The sequence below is a fragment of the Neglectibacter caecimuris genome (assembly GCF_034335015.1).
Classification (GTDB): domain Bacteria; phylum Bacillota; class Clostridia; order Oscillospirales; family Acutalibacteraceae; genus Acutalibacter; species Acutalibacter caecimuris_A.
The window spans coordinates 223,676-244,656 of record NZ_JAWXXK010000001.1 but is presented as its reverse complement, the minus strand read 5'-3'; the positions used below and the strand labels follow the sequence as shown (position 1 = coordinate 244,656).

Below are 20,981 nucleotides of genomic sequence, written 5' to 3'. Positions count from 1 at the left end.
TGTTGGCGCCATCGGTCATGTAGACGTAGTAGAGCTTGCCTTCGGCACGTTTCTTGTCCAGGAACTGAACACTGGGTTATTGGCGGGCATGATTTGGAGCAGGGCGCTCATCACCAGGAACAGCGTTTTTCGTAGCTCTGGAGAGCCGCTCTTGGAAGAAGCCTCTTGGCCGCATAAGAGCCGGACTGGTTGGCACAGGAGTCTACACCGGCGAAGGGCAGCCAGAGAACCCTTGTGGGCAAATCGAGTCATGTCTCCAATCTTAGCCATAAGCTGGGGGCCAAGGGACTTGCCAACACCGCCCATCGCCATGACCACAGGATACTCTGGAAGCCGCTCCGCCAAGCGGTTCATCTCCGTGCGCAGCAATTCTACAGTCATAGAGGCGGAGTTAAGCTGGTCAATGGCTTGGTGGATCAGCAGCTTGGCCATGGCATCCTTGGGGAGCATTACAATCTGGTTTTCAGCCCCCTCGTGGATTTCGGCGGCTTTCTCCCTGCTGAAATTGTAGCTATGCCGATTACACCACTTTTGGTAAGGCTCAGTAAAAGAGGAGAGGCTCACACCTCGCACACAGTCCAGATACCAGAAGAACACAGCAAAACCCATCCACTTCTGGCTGCCGTCCTCACGGGCGGGGCTGGAGAAAAGGGCATTGACACCGGGATAGGTCTGATCCAGCAGAGAGATTAGGTTGTTCTTCATGGAGAACTTGGCTTTGGAGTACAGGCCATACTGCCGGTTCATGGTTTTCAGTTGGTAACGAATCGTATCCATAGGAGTATGTTGATGTAGTTCCACCCAGCTGTCAAGCCCATACCGGGCAATTTTCCGAGAATCTGCTTTGTCCGTCTTGACTTTGCGGAGAAAATTGTTCCTGTAGTCCTTGATAAGCTTGGGGTTTACCGCAATGACAAACACCCAGGCGTCGTAGAGCATCTGGGCCACAGGCTCATAGTACCTCCCAGTGTGCTCCAGGATGATCCTCTTTTTTCAGGTAGTTTGCCAGCTTCCTGAGTTCACTGGCGGTGTAACACACTTCAAAAGGCTTTGACACCACTTCTCCAAACGGGAGAAGAACAGATACCATGCTTTTCCCTTTGGAAACATCAATACCGGCTGCGTCTCATTCTCAAAAACAAGATCAACTTCCTGCATACTACAGTTAGAAGAAAGAAAAAAGCAGTGTTTCTTTAATAGAACCAGAGCAGCTAAATTCAATGTAAAGACCAGCCTTTTGTGGCATACTAAAATATTGACAAAGCGTTTCGAAAGAGGTAGAATAACGGAAACATTTGTTCCGTTTTGCTTTTGGTGAGCAAATTCGTGTAAGCTTATGATTAGCCCGAAGATTCATGCTGAATTCGTGTAAAAATGTGGCTGATAGAAGTCGTAATAAATGAGGATTCGTATTATGAATGAACAAAATGAGCGGGAGATATTCAAATTAGTCGCGCCCTACAAACCCACGGGAGACCAGCCAGAGGCGATTGCCAAGCTGGTAGAGGGAATTAAAAGAGGGGATAAAGAACAGACTTTGCTGGGCGTAACAGGCTCCGGCAAGACATTCACCATGGCCAACATTATTCAGCAAGTACAGAAACCCACCCTGATACTGGCCCACAATAAAACCCTAGCCGCCCAGCTTTGCAGCGAATTTCGTGAGTTCTTCCCCGAGTCCTCAGTCGAATATTTCGTCTCCTATTACGATTACTACCAGCCTGAGGCCTACATTGCCCAGACCGATACCTATATTGAAAAGGATTCCGCCATAAACGATGAGATCGACAAGCTGCGCCACAGCGCCACCAGCGCTCTTTCCGAGCGCCGGGACGTGATCATTGTGGCCTCGGTTTCCTGCATTTACAGCCTGGGCGACCCCATCGACTACCGCACCATGGTGATCTCCCTGCGTCCCGGCATGGAAAAAAGCCGGGACGAGCTGCTGCGCAAGCTGGTGGAACTGCAATACGAACGGAATGATGTGAACTTTATTCGCAACAAGTTCCGGGTGCGGGGGGACGTGGTGGAGATCTTTCCGGCCCAGTCCGGCGACCGGGCGGTGCGGGTAGAGTTTTTCGGGGACGAGATCGACCGGCTTCGGGAATTTAACCCCCTCACCGGAGATGTGACGGCGGAGTTGAAGCACATCGCCATTTATCCGGCTTCCCACTATATTGTTCCCCGGGATAAAATGGAAAAGGCCATTGCGGATATTCACGAAGAAATGGAAAAGCGGGTGGAGTTTTTCAAGGGGGAGGGAAAGCTCATTGAGGCCCAGCGCATTGAGCAGCGCACCCGGTACGATATGGAGCTGCTTTCCGAGATCGGCTTCTGCAAGGGCATTGAGAACTATTCCAGAGTGCTTTCCGGCCGGGAACCGGGCAGCGCGCCCTTTACTCTGCTGGATTATTTTCCCGACGATTTTCTGCTGTTCGTGGACGAATCCCACGTGACCCTGCCCCAGGTGCGGGGCATGTTCGCCGGGGACCACGCCAGAAAGGAAATGCTGGTGGATTACGGTTTTCGTCTGCCCTCCGCCTTTGATAACCGCCCCTTGAATTTTGACGAATTTTACAGCCATGTGAACCAGGCTGTTTTTGTCAGCGCCACGCCGGGGGATCTGGAGCTGGAGAAATCCGCCCAGGTGGTGGAGCAGGTGATCCGCCCCACCGGGCTTTTGGACCCCAAGATCACCGTAAAGCCCACGGACGGGCAGATCGACGATCTGATCTCTGAAATCAACCTTCGGGTGGAAAAAAAGGAGCGGGTGCTGGTCACCACCCTCACAAAGAAAATGGCAGAGGATCTCACCTCTTATCTGGAAGGGTACGGCATCAAGGTGCGGTATATGCACCACGATATCGACACGGTGGAGCGCATGGAGATCATTCGCGATCTGCGCCTGGGTGAATTTGACGTGCTGGTGGGCATCAACCTTCTGCGGGAGGGCCTGGATCTGCCGGAGGTGTCCCTGGTGGCCATTCTGGACGCGGACAAGGAAGGCTTTCTCCGCAGCGGGCGCAGCCTGATCCAGACCATCGGCCGCGCCGCCAGAAACGCTGGGGGCCAGGTGGTGATGTATGCCGACGAGGTGACGCCCTCCATGGAATACGCCATTACGGAAACGGAGCGCCGCCGGGCCATTCAGGAAAAATACAACGAAGATCACGGCATCGTACCGAAAACCATCACCAAGGACGTGGCGGAGATCCTGGAGATCTCCACCCACAAGGACGACGGCAAGAAGAAAAAGAAGAGCTATACGGCCCTGGAACGCCGGGAGCTGATCGAAAAGTACACCAAGGAAATGAAGGCGGCGGCGAAGCTGCTGGAATTCGAGCATGCCGCCTATCTGCGGGATAAGATCAAGGAGCTGGAAACAGGGGGCGGGAGCCATCATGCCCCGGTGCCCAGGAGAAAAGGGAGATAGCATGGACAAAGAAAAACTCCGGTTTTTGCCCCAGGCTGGCAGCGGCCCGGCGGAATCGGCTCCCCTTTCGCCGGAGCCTGAGGGAAAATACCCCTGTCCCTGCTGCGGAAGCCTGACCCTTCCCGTGCCGTCGGAAGAGGCCATCGCCTATATCTGCCCAGTGTGTTTTTGGGAAAACGACGTGTTTACCCCTGGGGAAGACGAGCCCAGTGATGAAAATCACGGTCTGACTCTCCGGCAGGGCCGGGAAAACTACAGGCGCTGGGGAGCGGTGCGGGAGGATCTGGCAGGCAAAACCCGGCCGCCGGTAGAAAAAGGAGAGAATTGCGATGAAACGGCTGCTGTTGACCTCGGCCGGCTTTGAAAACCCCGTGATTCGGGACAGCTTTTTAAGGCTGCTGGGAAAAAGCCCGGAAAAGGCGAAAGCGCTTTTTATTCCCACCGCCGCTGTCAATGACGGCGCGCGGGTCATGCTGCCCAAGTGCAGAAACGACCTGCTTTCCGCAGGCATTTTGCCGGAGCATATCGAGGCCTTTGACCTGGATCGCCCCATGGACGCCCAGGAGCTTTCCGGCTATGACACGGTGTATTTCTGCGGCGGCGATACGGCGCATTTATTGAGCCGCGTGAGGGGCTCCGGCTTTGCGGAAGTCCTTGACCGGGCGCTGGAACGGGGGCTTCTATATGTGGGCGTAAGCGCGGGCAGTATTATCTGCGCACGGAATCTGCCGGGTCATCTCGACTATCTGCCGCACCGCTTGGAGGTGCACTGTGAGAAGGGCTCTCCCCCGGGGCCGCTGGGGGAGGAAACCGTTCGTCTCACCAACGCGCAGGCGATCTGTATCGAGGGTGGAAGGTCAGAGCTGATCGAATAAACAAGCGGAGGAAAGCGTATGAAGATCGCATTGATCCACGGGCAAAGCCACAAGGGTACCACCTATCATCTGGCACGCCTGCTGGCGGAGAAGCTGGGCGGAGAGATCAGCGAATTTTTTCTGCCCCGGGATTTCGGCGAATTTTGTGTGGGCTGCTGCCGCTGCTTTCTCAATTTCGAACAGCAGTGTCCTCATTATGAACGGCTTTCGCCCATTACCCGGGCCATAGACGAGGCGGAGCTGGTGATTTTGGCAAGCCCTGTCTATGTGTACCATGCCACAGGGGCCATGAAGGCCTTTCTGGATCACTATGGCTGGCGGTGGCTGGTGCACCGGCCGGAGGAAGCTATGTTCTCCAAGCAGGCGGTGTGCATTTCCACCGCGGCAGGGGCGGGCATGAGAAGCACCAATCGGGATATGGCCCATAGCACCTTCTTTTGGGGCGTAGGGCGCACTTATCGGTTTGGTATGGGCGTTGCGGCAATCGATTGGGAAGGGGTCAGCGAAAAAAAGAAGAAAAAAGCGGAGCGAAGGCTTTCCGCTTTGGCTCAGAAAATCAAGCGGCGTCAGGGAAGGGTCAGGCCGGGGATCAAAACAAAGGCCATGTTTTCCGTGATGCGGCTGGCGTTTCGCCGGGGAGGCAACCCGGCGGACGCGGCTTATTGGAAAGCGAAAGGCTGGACGGAACACGGCAGGCCCTGGTGAGGGCCCGGAGGAAGAGAACCGTATGAACAAACAGAAGAACAGAGAGCTTTTATACGCTCAGCTGGCGCTGGATTATCATGCCGGGCCGGAGGATTTTTGTACGCCCGGTATCGTTTTGACAGAGCCCGCCCTGTGCCCGGGCCGCCGGGCCTACAGTACGGAGCTGCCCTTTCTTGAGTTGGTCACAACAGGCCAGGCCGCCGTTCTTATGGCGGACCCGCGGCTCCACCCGGCTCTGGAGGAGTGGCTGAAGGGTGTGGAGGAGTCTCACTGGCTGCTGGAATTTCCCCGGCTGCTGTCTCTCAGCAGGCTGCTGGAGCCCTATGGCTATGAGCTGACCCAAACTCACCATGGCTACCTGCCCGCAGAGAACCTTTCCCCTACTTTCCCGCCAAAAGGGTTTTCTCTCTGCTGGCTGGAGCGCGGGGAGATCGACCGCTTCTATCCCAACAAGGCCTGGCCCAATGCTCTGCAGGAGCGGGAAAACCCCGCCCGGCCCGATATGCTGGCCCTGGCCGCCATGGTCGGGGAAAGCATCGCGGGGCTTGCGGGAGTATCCGCCGATGGAGAGCTGCTGTGGCAGATCGGCATCGATGTACTGCCGGAGTACCGAAGCAGAGGGCTGGGAACACTGCTGGTAAGGAATTTGGCGGCGGAGCTTGCGCAAAGGGGAAAGCTGCCCTTTTACTACAGCAGCCTTTCCAATCTCCATTCACAGAGCATTGCCCTGGGCTGCGGATTCCGCCCGGCGTGGGTGGATATTTCGGCAAGAAAGCGGGAGGTCTGACATCGTGGGAAAACATTTATCGGAAATGACCCGGGAAGAGCTGTGGGAGCTGTTTCCCATTTTTCTGACGGAGCATAACGACTGCTGGAACCAGTGGTTTCAGGAGGAAAAAGAGGCGCTGCAGGGGCTTCTTCCCCCAAAAACCAGGGTCAGCCATATCGGCAGTACGGCAATACAGGGAATTTGGGCCAAGCCCATTGTGGATATTTTACTGGAAGCGCCGGACAAGGCTACTTTTTCTCAGGCGAAAGCAGCCTTAGCGGGAAATGGATATGTTCTGATGTCGGACAGCGGCGAAAGGGTTTCCTTTAACAGGGGCTATACGGAGCAGGGCTTCGCGCAAAGGGTGTTTCACCTGCATCTACGGCTTCTGGGAGACCACGATGAGCTGTATTTCCGGGACTATATGAATACTCACCCGGAGGCGGCAAAGGAATATGAGGCCTTGAAGCTGCGGCTATGGAAGGAATACGAGCATGACCGGAACGAATACACCCGGCAAAAAACGGAGCTTGTCAGAAAATATACGGAGCTGGGGAAGCAGCCGGAGGGGAGAAGCGGTATGGAGAAAAGGGAAGAAACCGTCAAGGCGTATTTTCGCTGCTGGGTGGAAAATGACCCGGCAGTGCTGGACGCTGTTTTTGCGGAGAAGATCGTGTACAGTGAGTGCTACGGCCCGGAATACCGGGGGCTGGGGCAGGTAAAGCAGTGGTTTTCCGATTGGAACCAGAAGGGAAGAGTGCTGGAATGGAGGATCAAAAGCTTCCTGCACGAAGAGAACAAAACAGCGGTGGAGTGGTATTTCCGCTGCGACTATGACGGGGAAGAGGGCGGCTTTGACGGTGTTTCTCTGATAGAGTTTGACAATGCCGGAAAGATTGTTTCCTTAAAGGAGTTTCAATCCAAAGCGGAGCATATTTTCCCCTATGAAAATGGAAAGGGATCCAACGCTTTGCGGGGAGCAAAGCTCTGAACGGACGAAAGGAGGAAGCCTATGAAACGGGAATTGGGAATTGCGCGCTGCGGGTTGGCTTGCTGCCTGTGCTCTGAAAACGATACCTGCCCCGGTTGTCTCTCAGACGGCTGTAAGGACAAGGACTGGTGCGAGACCAGAAAATGCTCTCTGGAAAAGGGGATTTCCCACTGCTATCAGTGCAAAGAAAGCTGCCGGAAGGGCTTTTTGGAGAAGAACAAGCCCTATGGCTTTACCCTGTTCGCCAGGCAATACGGAGTGGAAGAGCTGCTGAACTGCCTGGAGGAAAACGAAAAACGGGGGATCGTCTACCATCGGGAAGGCTTTACCGGCGATTACGACGGCTTCGATACCCCCGAGCGGCTGATGGAATTTATTAGAACCGGAAAGAGAGGAGAAGGAAGCAATGAGCCTTGATAAAATTGTAGTGCATGGGGCCAGAGAGCACAATTTGAAGGGGATCGACGTCACGATCCCCCGGGACAAGCTGGTGGTTTTGACTGGGCTTTCCGGTTCGGGCAAATCGTCTCTGGCCTTTGATACCATTTACGCCGAGGGGCAGCGCCGGTATGTGGAAAGCCTTTCCTCCTATGCCAGAATGTTTTTGGGGCAGATGGAAAAGCCCGATGTGGATCTGATCGACGGCCTTTCCCCCGCCATTTCCATCGACCAGAAGACCACCTCCAAGAATCCCCGCTCCACCGTGGGAACGGTGACGGAAATTTACGATTATCTTCGGCTTCTTTACGCTCGCATCGGCATTCCCCACTGCCCCATCTGCGGCAGGGAGATCAAGCAGCAAACGGTGGATCAGATCGTGGATCAGGTGCTGGCGCTGCCGGAAAAAAGTAAAATTCAGGTGCTGGCCCCCACCGTGCGGGGCAGAAAGGGAGAGCACCAGAAGGAATTCGATGCCGCCCGGCGCTCCGGCTTTGTCCGCGCCAGGGTGGACGGCCTGATCTACGACCTGAACGAGACCATTTCCCTGGAAAAGAACAAGAAGCATACCATTGAAATCGTGGTGGACCGGCTGGTGGTAAAGCCCGATATCCGCTCCCGCCTGGCCGACTCTATCGAGGTGGCGGCGGGGCTCACCGGCGGTGTTGTGGTGGTCAGCGTGGAGGGGGGAGAGGACATCACCTTCTCCCAGAATTATGCCTGCCCGGAGCACGGCATCAGCATTGACGAGCTTTCCCCCAGAATGTTCTCCTTCAACAACCCCTTCGGGGCCTGCAAGAAGTGTACAGGCCTGGGGGTGTTCATGCGCATCGATCCCCAGCTGATCATTCCCGATAAGCGGCTTTCCATCAATAAAGGCGGTCTGAAGGCCAGCGGCTGGGCCATGGAGGGCAGTACCATTGCCGCCATGTATATGCGGGGCCTTGCGGAGCACTACCATTTCTCCCTGGATACTCCCATCGGCGAGCTGCCCGACAATATCGTGGATATCCTGCTGTACGGCACAAAGGGCGAAAAGATCAAGCTCAAGCGGGTCAGCGAGTACGGCAGCGGCACTTATATGGCGGAGTTTGAGGGCGTTATCAACAACCTGGAGCGCCGGTTCCACGATACCTCCTCCAACTGGATCAAGGAGGAGATCGAAACCTATATGAGCGCCGTCCCCTGCGACGAGTGCCACGGCAGGCGGCTTTCCCGGGAAAGCTTGGCCGTCACCGTGGGAGGGATCAATATCAGCGAGCTCTGCGATAAGTCTGTCACAGAGGCATTGGAATTTGTGGACGCCTTACAGCTTACCGACCGGGAAAAGCTTATTGCCGCTCCGATCCTCAAGGAAATCAAAGCCCGGCTGGGCTTCTTGAACAGCGTGGGCCTGGAATATCTGACCCTTTCCCGTGCCTCCGGCACCCTTTCCGGCGGGGAAAGCCAGCGCATTCGTCTGGCCACTCAAATCGGCTCTTCCCTGATGGGGGTGCTGTACATCCTGGACGAGCCCAGCATCGGCCTGCACCAGCGGGATAACCAGAAGCTTCTGGAAACCCTGAAGCACCTGAGAGACCTGGGCAACACCGTCATTGTGGTAGAGCACGATGAGGACACCATGCGGGCGGCCGATTACCTTGTGGACGTGGGCCCCGGCGCGGGCATTCACGGCGGAGAGATCGTGTACGCCGGGCCGGTCAAGGGCGTTGAAAAATGCAAGGGCTCTGTGACCGGCCAGTATTTGAGCGGAAAAAAGAAGGTGGAGGTCCCTGAAAAACGGAGAAAGGGCAGCGGAAATTTTCTGGAGATCCGGGGGGCCTCGCAAAATAACCTGAAGAAGGTCAACGTAAAAATTCCCCTGGGAGAATTTGTCTGCGTGACCGGCGTTTCCGGCTCAGGAAAATCCTCTCTGATCAATGAGATCCTCTATAAAAAGCTGGCGGCGGAGCTGAACCGGGCTCACACCCATGCCGGCGCCCATGAGGAAATTCGGGGTATGGAGCATTTGGATAAGGTCATTCAGATCGACCAGTCCCCCATTGGCAGAACACCCCGTTCCAACCCGGCCACCTATACCGGTCTATTCACCGATATCCGGGAGCTGTTCGCCAGCACCCAGGACGCCAAAATGCGGGGTTTTACCGCCTCCCGTTTTTCCTTCAACGTGAAGGGCGGCCGATGCGAGGCCTGCCAGGGCGATGGCATTATCTGTATTGAAATGCACTTCCTGCCGGACGTGTATGTTCCCTGCGAGGTGTGCAAGGGCCACCGCTATAACCGGGAGACCCTGGAGGTAAAGTACAAGGGAAAAAGCATTTACGATGTGCTGGAAATGACCGCCGAGGAGGCGCTGGACTTCTTCCGGGATATCCCGAAGCTCAGCAGGAAACTGCAAACCCTGGTAGATGTGGGCCTGGGGTATGTGAAGGTGGGCCAGCCCGCCACCACCCTTTCCGGCGGCGAGGCCCAGCGGGTGAAGCTGGCCACAGAGCTTTCCAAGCGGCCCACCGGCAGAACCATCTATATTTTGGATGAGCCCACCACCGGCCTGCATATCGCCGATGTGCACAAGCTCATCGAGGTGCTGCAACGTTTAGTGGATACCGGCAACACCGTGGTGGTGATCGAGCACAACCTGGATCTCATCAAAACCGCCGATCACATCATTGACCTGGGACCGGAGGGCGGCAACCGGGGCGGCGAGATCGTAGCTCAGGGTACGCCGGAGCAGGTGGCGAAGGTGAAAGGCTCCTATACCGGACAGTTCTTGAAGCCGCTCTTGCTTAAAAAGGAATGAGAAATTAGCAATGAGGAATGGGGAATTTAAGGGCAAGGAACCAGTTAGATGAATTGGAATTTGCTGCACCCACTCGTGAAGCTGCCTGGTGCGGGAAATCGGTTCCTGACCCGACCGCAAGTAGAGCGATAAACTTCAATTTATCGGTTATCCGCTCACCTTCCTTTTGTCATTACTGAACAGAAAGCAAGGCAGCCTTGCTTTCTCGGTGAAGAATCTCGTCCTTTGTCCTTTTGCCCTGGAATTAAGGGCGAGATTCTTCGCCTGCGGCTCAGAATGACAAGAGAGGAGGCTTGCCCTTCTCTAACAACTAACGGTTAACGACTAGTTCGCTAAACTATAATTTTCCATCTTTTCCAGTCGGGTCAGAACCCAAACTTCCGCACCAAGCAGGGGCACGAGTGGCCGCGGCGCCTTGCCGCAAACTATCCTTTATTGTCTCGCCTTCTGCCCTTCATTGCTAACTGCTCATTTCTCATTATCGTTAGCTGCCCTTCGGCATTAAAAAGAGCCGCCGCAAAATGTACCCTTTTGCGGCAGCTCTTTTTTTGATTAGAAATTGTCTGTTCCTTCTACTCCGGTTTGCTGTGCTGGTATAAATATTCCGGGGCAATATCGATATCATTGTTCCAAACCACCGTGCCGTAGTCAAGCTTTGCTTTCAAAAAATAAGTAAGGCTTTTCAGCTTGCGGTAATACGGCTTTTCCAGCAGGGGGCGGGCGTCAAATATCCGTCGTTCCCCATTGGCGAAAAACAGCAGTAACGTGTGGTCCCCATGGGGCTCTACTTCTCTTATGATCCATACTGGAGCATCTGCCATAAAAACGTGTTCCTTTCCGCGAAAGCTCAAGCCGGGTCTTATAATATGCCGTTCAGCGCAGTGGGTCGATCGGAAACAGGGGCTCCTCCCGCAAGGCCAGTTCCCAGTCCGCAATCAGCTCTTCCCTGTGGATCTCTGTCCAGGCCGCGATAAATTTCAGCTGTTTTTTTGGAAGGCTACCCGCCACGATATCACCTTCTATGGTGAATACCGCGTTATGCTTCTGATAGGAAGCATGGAAATGGGGAAGCCCGTGTTCCTCTCCCCGATAGATGCGAATAACGATTCCAAAAAACATGGAAACAACAGACATGAGATCAGCTCCTGAATATACCGTTTTAGTCATACGGCTTTCTAATGACCCGCAAAGCCGCAACTATTTGTTAAGTGAAATTGTAACACATTCAGGAAAGAAAAATCAACCCCATTCTTTGAGAAAAACAGATTTTTGTAAAAATTTTTTCTTTCAAGAGAATTCACTTTGAAATTTGTGAGAGAAATTATAGGTATTGTGTCGATTTCTGAAGAATTTTGTCGTTAAAGAGATCAGCCAAACAGGAAGGCTGAAAATATAGTTTATCTAAAATTTCCAGAAACCGTTTTTAAGGGGGTATCCTTTCCAGATACAGGAAAGGATACCCTGCAAATGATTGCGCCCCAGCTTGGCGCGGGAGAATGATCCCCGGCCCGGCTGCAGAGTAACCGCTAAATTATAGTTTGCGGCGAGGCGCCGCGGCCACTCGTGTCCCCGCTTAGTGCGGAAGTTTGGTTTCTGACCCGACCGGAAGATAAGATGACAAATTGTAGTTTAGTACATAGTTCCCTCTACTGTCATTCTGAGCCGCAGGCGAAGAATCTCGCCCTTAATTCTTGGTAAAAGGTTAAGGACGAGATCCTCCGCCGAGAAAGCAGGGATTCCTTGCTTTCTGCTCAGGATGACAGGCGGGAGGTGAGTGGATAACCGTTAAATCCCAATTTATTTGCCTTGCTCTTCATTGCTCATTACTAATTCCTCATTCTGCACCCCCTTTTCCCTTGAAACTTCCGGGAAAATATGGTATCGTTAGAAATAAGAAATCGCGCCGTTTTCTCCCTGAGCGGAAAACGGGCAAATAAAAATCAGGAGATCATTTTTATGAGGGTTGGCATCGGTACTTATTCCTTCGGCGGCATTGCCAGCTATCTGGGCCTTGGCCCCACGCTGTTGGAAAAATTCCGAACCATTCGGAAGCTGGGCTTTGAAAGTGTGGAGCTGCTGCCTGTGGACCTGGAAAACGATGTGGAGGACATCAAGAAATGGCTGGCGGAAACAGGCCTTACCGTGACTTCCGTTCATGCGGAGCCCACTGAGGAGATCGTCAGGAAAATGGCAGCTCTGGGCGGCAAGGCGGTCATTTGGGCGGGCACCCCCTTCTGCAACAAGGCGGAGGCTGTGGAAGTGGCCCATCTGCTGGATAAAATGGCGGAAATGGCGGAGCCCTACGGTATTAAGATCGGCTACCACAACCACAGCCAGGAATTCTATTTTGACGAGGGAAAATCCCTCTTGGAGCACCTGCTGGATAACAGCACCAAATGCTTCTCCCAGCTGGACTGCGGCTGGGCCCAGAACGGCGGCATGTATCCCCCCTACTTTATCCGCAAATACAGAAACCGCATTATTTCCATTCACGTCAAGGAAAACAGCCGGGTAGCGGGCCCCGGCGGCCTGCCGGAATCCCGCCATGGGGAAGGCGGCCCCAAGGAATCTCCCTTTGCCCATGTAAAGGAGCTGCCCCTGGAGGAGCGCCAGAAGATCCTGCAGGGCTTTGAAGAGCGCGCGAAGCAGGACGGCGGGCGTTTCCAGGTACAGTGCAAAATGGGCGCGCCGGAATCCAACATCGACTGGAAGGAGATCAAGAAAGCCCTGGATGAGCAGGATTTTGAGGCCTTCTGGGTAGTAGAGCGGGAAGGCTTTTACGATGAGCACGATCAGTGCCTCAAGGACGACTGCGCCTGGCTGAAGGAAAATATTCAGTAAGTTTGAACTGCAAGCTCGATCTGCCCGAAAAGAAGAGCGCTGCGACCTGCGGCGCTCTTTTATCCTTACTTATAACGCAAACAGGAGAGCTGTGCCATGGAAGAGAAAATCACAAATTCTACCAGCCCGGAAACCGTAAAAAGCTGGATCGAGCAGGGGGAAACCGCCCTGGGGATCGAGCTGGGCTCCACCCGGATCAAGGCGGTGCTCATCGGAGCGGATCATTCCCCTATCGCCTCCGGCGCCTTCGACTGGGAAAACCGCTTGGAAAACGGAGTGTGGACTTACCATTTGGACGATGTGTGGGAGGGGATCCAGGCCGCGTACCGGGCCCTGAGAGAAGAGGTAAAAGCACGGTACGGCACAGCGTTGAAGTGCCCCGGGGCCATGGGGGTCTCCGGCATGATGCACGGGTACCTTCCCTTCGATGCGGAAGGAAACCAGCTGGCCGAATTCCGCACCTGGCGGAATACCCTGACAGAGCGGGAGGCGGCGGAGCTTACCGACCTGTTTCAGTTCAATGTTCCTCAGCGCTGGAGCATCGCTCACCTTTGGAGGGCGCTCAAAAACAGAGAGCCCCATGTGCAAAAGCTTCATTATCTCACCACCCTGGCGGGCTATGTGCACTGGAGGCTCACCGGGGAACGGGTGCTGGGCGTGGGCGAGGCCTCCGGCATGTTCCCCATTGACAGCGATACGAAAACCTTCCACGCCGGAATGATCAAGCGGTTTGACAGCCTGCTTGCCGGTCAGGGCGTTTCCTGGCGGCTTTCCGAGGTACTGCCCAGGGTGCTTTCCGCCGGAGAGCCCGCCGGTGTGCTGACGCCGAAGGGCGCCGGGCTTTTGGACCCCTCTGGGGAGCTGGAAGCGGGGATCCCCCTGTGTCCTCCGGAGGGGGACGCGGGTACCGGCATGGCGGCCACCAACAGCGTGTCTGTCCGCACGGGAAATGTTTCCGCGGGAACCTCCATTTTTGCCATGGTGGTGTTGGAAAAGGCCCTTTCCAGGGTCTATCCGGAGATTGACATGGTCACTACGCCCTCCGGCCTGCCTGTGGCCATGGTGCATTGCAACACCTGTACCTCGGATCTGGACGCCTGGGTAAAGCTGTTCGGGCAGCTTTTAGAGGCGGCGGGCACAAAACCTTCCAAGTCTCGGCTTTACGAGCTGCTGTACCATCAGGCCCTGAAGGGAGAAGAGGACTGCGGCGGCGTGCTGAGCTACAACTGCTACTCCGGCGAACCGGTAGCGGGCCTGGAGGACGGCTGCCCCCTGATCGCGCGAAGCCCGGACAGCCGCCTGACGCTTCCCAATTTCATGCGGGCGCAGCTCTATGCCGCCATGGCTACCCTGCAAATGGGCATGGAGCTTCTGTTCCGGGAGGAACACGTCACGCTGGAAAAGCTGTATGGACACGGCGGGCTGTTCAAGACAAAGGGCGTGGCCCAAAGGCTTCTGGCCGGGGCGCTGAATGTGCCTGTGGCGGTGTTGGAAACCGCTGGGGAGGGCGGCCCCTGGGGCATGGCGCTGCTTGCCATGTACCGGAAAAACCGGGAGCCGGGCGAAACCCTGGAGCACTATTTGGAGCAAAAGGTATTTCAAAGCGCCGCCGGAAGCTGCGCCCAGCCCCTGCCGGAGGACGTCTCCGGCTTCCAAAGCTATATGAAACGGTATCGCGGGGGCCTTACTGCGGAGCGGGAGGCGGCAAGGGCGCTGAAATAATTTCCGGTTTCGGAGGTCAGGAGCCTCTCGCGGGTTCTAAAATCTCCCGATTTCAACATAGCATAGCCTGAGAGATTTTGAAACCCGGGTGGTATGGCTATGTTCCTGACACTGAGACTTCGTAAAAAGCTCCTGTTGACCGCGCTGGTATTTTGTTGTATTCTATTGGCATTGGCCGCCGGTTTTTTTCTGCTGCCGAATTCCTTTGCCGCCACAGCCCAGACGGAAAAGAAGGACTATATCAAATGGGTGGATTTCACCGTGCCGGAGGGCCCTTTGCAGGACGCTTTGGAGGCGGATCTTGCCACCTATGGCGATCCGGAAAATCCCCATGTGAGCTGGGTGGAGCTGCTGGCGTATCTGGGCGCGAAATACGGCGGGGATTTTTCCCGGTATCAGAAGAAAGATCTTACCGCCCTGGTGGAGCGGACAAAGGAAGGCGACTCCATCTCCGCGCTGGCTTCCGAGATGAAGTATTACAGCTATTACCGGGAGGCTTACGGCGCGGTACTGGACGGTCTTGTGGGCGAGTATGAAGAGGAAACGGAGACCGGCTGGGAAAAGCGGTATGGTCTTCGGGGCTGTTCCCCCATTGCCAAAACCTTTCCCTACAGCGATTACGATGATTTCGGTGCGGGCCGCAGCTATGGCTACAAGCGAAAGCACTTGGGCCACGATATGATGGCGGCGGTAGGCACACCGGTGATCGCTGTGGAATCCGGCGTGGTAGAGGCCATGGGCTGGAACCAGTACGGCGGCTGGCGGCTGGGCATTCGCAGCTTTGACGGAAAGCGCTATCACTACTATGCCCATCTCCGGCAGAACCGCCCCTATGCCGAGGGCCTGGCGGTAGGCCAAACCGTCATGGCGGGAGACGTGATCGGCTATGTGGGCCGCACCGGCTACAGCGCCACGGAAAATACCAACAATATCAATGTGAGTCATCTGCATTACGGTTTGCAGTTGATTTTTGACGAATCCCAAAAAGAGGGAAATAACGAGATCTGGGTGGACGTATATGCCCTGTGCAACCTGCTGCGAAGCCATCAAAGCGAGGTGAGGCGGGACGACGCCACCAAGGAATGGAGCCGGGTGCGGGCCTGCCGGGAAAAGATTCCGGAGGATTGCTTCACCCCTCCGCCTTCCTCGGAGGAAGCTTCTTCCTGAGAGCCTGAAGGAGCCCGGTTACATTTTTCAGGCAGCGGCGCTCTTTAAGATATAAGGAAGTCAAACAGCACGGAATGAGAAAAGGAGAAATGTTTCATGAATAAAGCAGAGCGGGAGCGCTCCCGTATGCAAAGAGAGCAGATCCGAAAACGCAATCTGCGAATCATAAAGCTTTTGGGGATCGGCGTGCTGGTGATCGCTTCGGTTTCCCTGTTTGCCTCCGCTCTTTCGGGCTTTGTCTCTTCTCCGGAGGAGGAAAACGCCTCTTCCGGCCAGCCTCATATTGCCGTTAATTCTTCCGCCGTGTCCGCGACGTCCGCCCTCACCCCTTCTCCAAAACCGGCCGATCCCCGGCTGTCCGATCCTCTTCTGGTACTGGTAAACAGCGAAAATTCTCTGCCGGACGGCTGGCATGTTACGCCGAGAACCATTGCGGGAGAGGAGCAGGTGGACGAGTGTGTTTATGAGGATCTCAGCGCTTTGCTGGCGGCGGCAAGCGAGGACGGCGTCACTCTCTGGATCGCTTCCAGCTACCGCAGCGTGGAGCTACAGCAGGAAATTCTGGACCGGGCCGTACAGGAGCGGGTCTCCCAGGAAGGCATGACGGAGGAAGCCGCCCTAGAGGACGCCCTTCGCACCATCAACCGCCCCGGCTACAGTGAACACCATACCGGCCTGGCTGTGGATTTCAACGATGTCAGCGACGATTTCGAGGAAACCGAGGCCTACCGCTGGCTGGAGGAGCACGCCGCAGAATACGGCTTTGTGCAGCGCTACAAAAAAAGCAAGGTCAGCGCTACCGGTATCGATAACGAAAGCTGGCATTACCGCTATGTGGGAAAAGAATACGCCCAGGAAATGGAACGCCTGGATCTCTGCCTGGAGGAATACCGGGACTATCTCAAAAACAATTATCAAAAAAGCGCCTGAAAAGGCGCTCTTTTTGCCTTGGAAGAGACGTTTTTTGCCTGAATAAGGCATTTTGCCGTCCAAGGTCCGGCCTCTGGCAGTCGCTCCCGAAAGAAATCTTAGAAACCAAAAAAAGCAGAAGAACAGCCTGGAAAAACGCTGTTCTTCTGTTTTTTTACTCAAAAATATATCAGTCCTCTATAGCGGCCTTTTTCCGGTTGATGCTTTGAATGCGCTCCAAATCGAATTTCGGCTGACGGTCGTAAGTATAAAGGCCGTTTACCTCCTGTTCGATATCGTACAGCTGGGTATAGCAGAAGCCCAGAATATAAGGGTTCTCCAGCAGAGCGGTGGTCAGGCCGTCGTAGCGCTTGTAGAAGGCTTCGTCGTCCTCCGGGGATTCTCCGTAGCCCCAGCCCAGCTCCTTGTCGGAGGCCCGGCTGATGCCGCCGTATTCGCTGACAAAAACGGGCTCGCCCAAACGGTACTGCTGGCGGTCGTTGCAGTGGTTTTCCAGGAGCCCCTCGGAAATCTTTTCAAAGCGCTTCGCGAAGGTCTCGGGGTTCTGGTCGTAATCGTGCACATCGAAAATATCGGTGACAACATGGTAATTTCCACTGGTATCGATACAGGGACGGGTGGGATCCAGATCCTTTGTCAAATCATACACGGAGGAAAGCAGGGGGTTCCACTGCCGTTTATTGTCGTAATCCCAGGTTTCATTGAAGGGGCACCAGCCGATGATGGAAGGGTGGTTAAAGTCCCGGTTTACCGCCTCCCGCCAGCCCCTGAGATAATCGGGAAGCGCCTCCATGCGGGAATGATCCAGCCCCCAGTTGGGGTATTCGCCCCACACCAGATAGCCCATTTTATCGCAGTGATATAAAAACCGGGGCTCAAAAACCTTTTCGTGCAGTCTGGCCCCATTGAACCCGGCGGCCAGAGAAAGCTCGATATCCTTCACAAGGGCCTCCTCTGTGGGGGCGGTATAGATCCCATCGGGGTAAAAGCCCTGATCCAGCACCAGCCGCTGGAACACCGATTTCCCGTTCAGCAGGAACCGGTAGCCGTCCATTTTTACTTCCCGCAGGCCAAAATAGCTTGTTACCCGGTCTTCTCCGAAGGTAAGCCGCACATCGTAAAGCCGCCCGTTTCCCAGCTCCCATAAATGCTCTTCGGCAAGGGCCACCTCGCCCCGGATCACGCCGGTACCGGAGGAAAGCGCGGCGCTTCCCATGGCTTTTCCCTGATAGGAAACGTCCACATGCAGGTTTTCTTTCCCGGTGTGGTACACTTCAAACAGCAGCCGGCGGTTTTTTACGTCGGGGATCAGGCGGAAGCGCTCAATATGATTTTCGGGAACATGCTCCAGCCATACGGTTTGCCAGATGCCGGTGGTTCTCGTATAATCGCAGCCGGAGGAAAAATACCGGTGCGCCTGCTTGCCGCAGGGCTGAAGGCCGCTTCGGTTGTCGTCCTCCGCGCATACAGTGACCACATTGACGCCATCGGCAAGAAGCCCGGTAATATCAAATTGGAAGGGCGTATAGCCGCCGGTATGCGTACCGGCCTCCTCTCCGTTGAGATACACGGTGGTTTTGTAGTCCACAGCGCCGAAATGAAGCAGTACTCTACCGCCGTCCCGCCAGGTATCCGGCACGGAAAACTCCCGGCGATACCAGACGCAGTTCATAAAATCCTTATATTCTATCCCGGATAGTTTGCTTTCCGGGCAGAAGGGGACCAGGATCTTTTTGTCCAGCTTTTGGGCCGTGGGAAGTCCACGCTCCCTGCCGGTGGCGCCGAAATCAAAGGAAAATTCCCATTCCCCGTTGAGATTTTCCCAGGCTTCCCGGTAAAACTGCGGATTTGGATGCTCCGGTCTGACCATACGATCAAGCTCCTTTTGTAGGCCTGCATTCCGGCAGGGCCTGTATTTTTTCAGCTTTTATTCTACCGGGAAAAGCGCTGCCTCACAATGATGAAAAGTCCCGCTCACTTGATGTTTTGTCCGGATTTTATCTCCGTGGGGGCTGCCCGTAATACTTTTTATAGGAGCGGGTAAAATGCTCTACGCTGTGAAACCCTACCTCTTCCGCCACGGCGGCCACGGTTTTCCACTGGTTGGTAAGGAGCACCGCGGCTTTTTCCATACGCACCCGCAGCAGATCTTGCTTAGGGGAAGAGTGAAAATAACGTCTGTAGGCCTCGTAAAATGCGGTTCGGCTCATGCACATTTTAGCGCACAGCTCTGACACGGAAGGGGTCAGGGAGCAATCGGCCAGTATTTCATACCGCAGCGCTTCCAACTGCTCCTTCAGAGGGTCGTTTTTGGGGGAGGCGGCGCTTCTTCGAAGCAGAATGAGAAGCCGGAGCATAGCGGCATGGATCATCTCACGGTGCAGCTCGCCTCCGGTCAACAGCTCTTCCTTGATCTCCAGCGCCAGCTGGTTCAGCTGCTCAAAACAGGCGGGGTAAAAGAAGCGGTTCGTTTCCACACAAAGCTCGTTCACTTCCTGCGCGGAAACAGTAAAGTGAATATAGGTGTTGATAAAATCAGGAGCTCCACAGAACCGATGGGCGTCCCGGGGCCCCAGCAAAATGCAGGCGTGACGCTTTGTAAGGATCTCTTCCTCTCCGCGCCAGTACTTCATAGGCGCGGGAAAATACAGGAACAGATAGTCCCCGCTGCCGCCGGGCCGCAGTATTTCGGCCCCTTCCGCCTCTTTTTTCATGTAGTCCGCAAAGTTTACTGTGATCACGGTGATCTCCGCCTTTGTAAGTTTTTGCCAAGGTGTATTTTGTCCAAGTTTCGCAAAGCTACCACAAAAGCATAGCACAGCAACGAGGGAAAGACAAGGCGGCTCCTGCTTCGGCTTCGGCCGGAAACGGCTGTCCCCGTTGTTTTCCGGCGAAAAACGGAAAAAGAATACAACTCAGCCTGTCGATAAACCCTCTTACCATCAGAAACGGAAGGGGGAAGAGTGTGAAAAAGCTGCTTTGCAGCTTCTAGGGACCATCAGGGGCGCTGGCCTCCGGTGGAGACTGCCCAGCGCCGTTCTCGTTTGTCAACTCGGTCGGTACTAAACGTGCCCCACTGGGGCACAGCACCCGAACCGACAGACGAGGCCCCTCTCTCGCGTTTCAATCAGCGCCTATTGGAAAAATCTATGATTTTTCCAATAGGTTTGTGCGGGGCGAAAATCTTTTTTGACTTGCACAACTGCATAGTATTTTCCTTAGAAACGCAGTTTTGTCTGGTTAATATTTCCCGAAAAATGTGGTACGCTTTCCTTAAAGCAGCACACGCAATACAACGTTTGAAATTGTGCGGTATTGCCTTAACAAAATTTTTGAATCAGGGAAACATAGGAGGGAAGGGCATTGAAAAGGCACGGCTTTTTTCATGAACTGAAAAAGAACAGGGCGTTGTTTTTGATGGCGTTTCCGGCCATGGCACTGGTGCTTGTCATGTCGTATCTGCCAATGTCCGGCCTGGTGGTGGCCTTCAAAAATTATCGCTTCAATTTGGGAGTGTTCGGCAGCGACTGGTGTGGCTTTGAAAATTTCCGGTATCTGTTTGTTTCCGGAACGGGCTGGAATATTACCAGAAACACGATAGTGTACAATCTGATCAATCTGGTCACCTCGCAGGCCCTGGCCATTGTTGTAGCGATCATTATTTCGGAACTAAACGGCCGAATCTTCAAACGGGTCACTCAGTCGGTCATTTTCCTGCCGTACTTTATTTCCTGGGTCATTGTGGGAACCTTCGTTTTTAATATTTTCAACTATGAAAGCGGTGTTCTGAATAATGTGCGGGCCGTTTTGGGAATGGAACCGGTGAACGTGTACTCCATGCCGGGGATCTGGCCCTGGATCGTCTGCGCTTTCAACGCGTGGAAGTGGGTGGGCTATAACTCCATCATTTATATCGCCGCCATCACCAATATCGACATGGAGTGCTATGAGGCCTCCGATATTGACGGAGCCAACATTTTCCAAAAGATCTGGTACATTACGCTGCCGTCCATGAAGCCCACGATCATCACCATGGTTTTGCTGCAGGTGGGGCGGATCCTGCGGGGGGACTTTGAGATGTTCTATCAGATCGTGGGAAACAACGGCCAGCTTTTTGATAAAACCGATGTGATCGATACCTACGTGTTCCGCTCTCTGCTGATGAACTCCAACCTGGGCATGACGGCCGCCGCAACGCTGTACCAGTCTGTCCTGTGTTTTGTGATCATCATGGTCGTCAATCAGGTCGTGAAGAAGATAGAAGCAGATTACGCGCTGTTTTAAGGTCAGGATGGGCATTGGATCGAACG

At 54.7% G+C, this 20,981-nt stretch carries 18 protein-coding genes; 13 read left to right on the top strand and 5 right to left on the bottom strand.

Annotated features, from left to right (window positions below):
- Window positions 1–15 precede the first annotated feature (15 nt).
- Window positions 16–939 (bottom strand): IS110 family transposase, encoded by a 924-nt coding sequence (locus U8T64_RS01120; RefSeq protein WP_437125989.1) that lies wholly within the window; start codon window positions 937–939, stop codon window positions 16–18.
- 475 nt (window positions 940–1,414) lie between these two features.
- Here U8T64_RS01120 and uvrB point away from each other — a divergent pair, with 475 nt between their 5' ends.
- The 8 genes from uvrB to uvrA are packed head-to-tail and all read left to right on the top strand — an operon-like array spanning window position 1,415 to window position 10,011.
- Window positions 1,415–3,433: an excinuclease ABC subunit UvrB gene (uvrB, locus tag U8T64_RS01115; protein ID WP_322180119.1), complete on the top strand. Its 2,019-nt coding sequence runs from the start codon at window positions 1,415–1,417 to the stop codon at window positions 3,431–3,433.
- Between the two features lies 1 nt (window position 3,434).
- Window positions 3,435–3,797 (top strand): CPCC family cysteine-rich protein, encoded by a 363-nt coding sequence (locus tag U8T64_RS01110; protein WP_322180117.1) that lies wholly within the window; start codon window positions 3,435–3,437, stop codon window positions 3,795–3,797.
- A complete protein-coding gene (locus U8T64_RS01105; protein ID WP_322180115.1) occupies window positions 3,763–4,308 on the top strand; it encodes a Type 1 glutamine amidotransferase-like domain-containing protein in 546 nt (181 codons plus the stop codon). The genes U8T64_RS01110 and U8T64_RS01105 overlap by 35 nt, the downstream gene beginning before the upstream one ends.
- A gap of 18 nt (window positions 4,309–4,326) precedes the next feature.
- The gene (locus U8T64_RS01100) at window positions 4,327–5,013 is read left to right on the top strand and encodes a flavodoxin family protein (protein ID WP_322180113.1); all 687 of its coding nucleotides are present in this window, start codon (window positions 4,327–4,329) and stop codon (window positions 5,011–5,013) included.
- A gap of 22 nt (window positions 5,014–5,035) precedes the next feature.
- Entirely contained in the window at window positions 5,036–5,800 is a 765-nt protein-coding gene (locus U8T64_RS01095; RefSeq protein WP_322180111.1) for a GNAT family N-acetyltransferase, read from the top strand.
- Window positions 5,801–5,804: 4 nt separating this feature from the next.
- Window positions 5,805–6,773: a GrpB family protein gene (locus U8T64_RS01090; protein WP_322180109.1), complete on the top strand. Its 969-nt coding sequence runs from the start codon at window positions 5,805–5,807 to the stop codon at window positions 6,771–6,773.
- Between the two features lie 21 nt (window positions 6,774–6,794).
- Window positions 6,795–7,190: a DUF3795 domain-containing protein gene (locus U8T64_RS01085; protein WP_322180107.1), complete on the top strand. Its 396-nt coding sequence runs from the start codon at window positions 6,795–6,797 to the stop codon at window positions 7,188–7,190.
- Window positions 7,180–10,011 (top strand): excinuclease ABC subunit UvrA, encoded by a 2,832-nt coding sequence (gene uvrA, locus U8T64_RS01080; RefSeq protein WP_322180105.1) that lies wholly within the window; start codon window positions 7,180–7,182, stop codon window positions 10,009–10,011. The genes U8T64_RS01085 and uvrA overlap by 11 nt, the downstream gene beginning before the upstream one ends.
- Window positions 10,012–10,583: 572 nt before the next feature.
- Here the strand turns inward: uvrA and U8T64_RS01075 are convergent.
- On the bottom strand, window positions 10,584–10,832 hold the full coding sequence (locus U8T64_RS01075; protein WP_322180103.1) for a DUF2442 domain-containing protein: 249 nt from the start codon (window positions 10,830–10,832) through the stop codon (window positions 10,584–10,586).
- Between the two features lie 52 nt (window positions 10,833–10,884).
- Window positions 10,885–11,178 carry a DUF4160 domain-containing protein gene (locus U8T64_RS01070; protein WP_322180101.1) on the bottom strand — a complete coding sequence of 98 codons (294 nt, stop codon included), beginning with the start codon at window positions 11,176–11,178 and terminating at the stop codon, window positions 10,885–10,887.
- 789 nt (window positions 11,179–11,967) lie between these two features.
- Between U8T64_RS01070 and U8T64_RS01065 the strand changes: the two genes are divergently transcribed.
- The 4 genes from U8T64_RS01065 (at window position 11,968) to U8T64_RS01050 (ending at window position 16,671) form a co-directional block, all read left to right on the top strand.
- Complete coding sequence (locus tag U8T64_RS01065; RefSeq protein ID WP_322180099.1) at window positions 11,968–12,852, top strand: sugar phosphate isomerase/epimerase family protein; 885 nt, start codon at window positions 11,968–11,970, stop codon at window positions 12,850–12,852.
- 96 nt (window positions 12,853–12,948) lie between these two features.
- Window positions 12,949–14,574 (top strand): xylulokinase, encoded by a 1,626-nt coding sequence (locus U8T64_RS01060; RefSeq protein ID WP_322180097.1) that lies wholly within the window; start codon window positions 12,949–12,951, stop codon window positions 14,572–14,574.
- Between the two features lie 99 nt (window positions 14,575–14,673).
- Complete coding sequence (locus U8T64_RS01055) at window positions 14,674–15,741, top strand: M23 family metallopeptidase (protein WP_322180095.1); 1,068 nt, start codon at window positions 14,674–14,676, stop codon at window positions 15,739–15,741.
- A 96-nt stretch (window positions 15,742–15,837) separates the two neighbouring features.
- Window positions 15,838–16,671: a D-alanyl-D-alanine carboxypeptidase family protein gene (locus tag U8T64_RS01050; RefSeq protein WP_322180093.1), complete on the top strand. Its 834-nt coding sequence runs from the start codon at window positions 15,838–15,840 to the stop codon at window positions 16,669–16,671.
- A gap of 169 nt (window positions 16,672–16,840) precedes the next feature.
- Here U8T64_RS01050 and U8T64_RS01045 read toward each other — a convergent pair whose 3' ends face one another.
- Together U8T64_RS01045 and U8T64_RS01040 are read right to left on the bottom strand one after the other, a co-directional pair.
- The gene (locus U8T64_RS01045; protein ID WP_322180092.1) at window positions 16,841–18,541 is read right to left on the bottom strand and encodes a glycoside hydrolase family 2 protein; all 1,701 of its coding nucleotides are present in this window, start codon (window positions 18,539–18,541) and stop codon (window positions 16,841–16,843) included.
- Between the two features lie 127 nt (window positions 18,542–18,668).
- The gene (locus U8T64_RS01040; RefSeq protein ID WP_322180090.1) at window positions 18,669–19,412 is read right to left on the bottom strand and encodes a helix-turn-helix transcriptional regulator; all 744 of its coding nucleotides are present in this window, start codon (window positions 19,410–19,412) and stop codon (window positions 18,669–18,671) included.
- Between the two features lie 622 nt (window positions 19,413–20,034).
- Between U8T64_RS01040 and U8T64_RS01035 the strand changes: the two genes are divergently transcribed.
- A complete protein-coding gene (locus U8T64_RS01035; protein WP_322180088.1) occupies window positions 20,035–20,955 on the top strand; it encodes an ABC transporter permease in 921 nt (306 codons plus the stop codon).
- The last annotated feature ends 26 nt before the right edge of the window (window positions 20,956–20,981 follow it).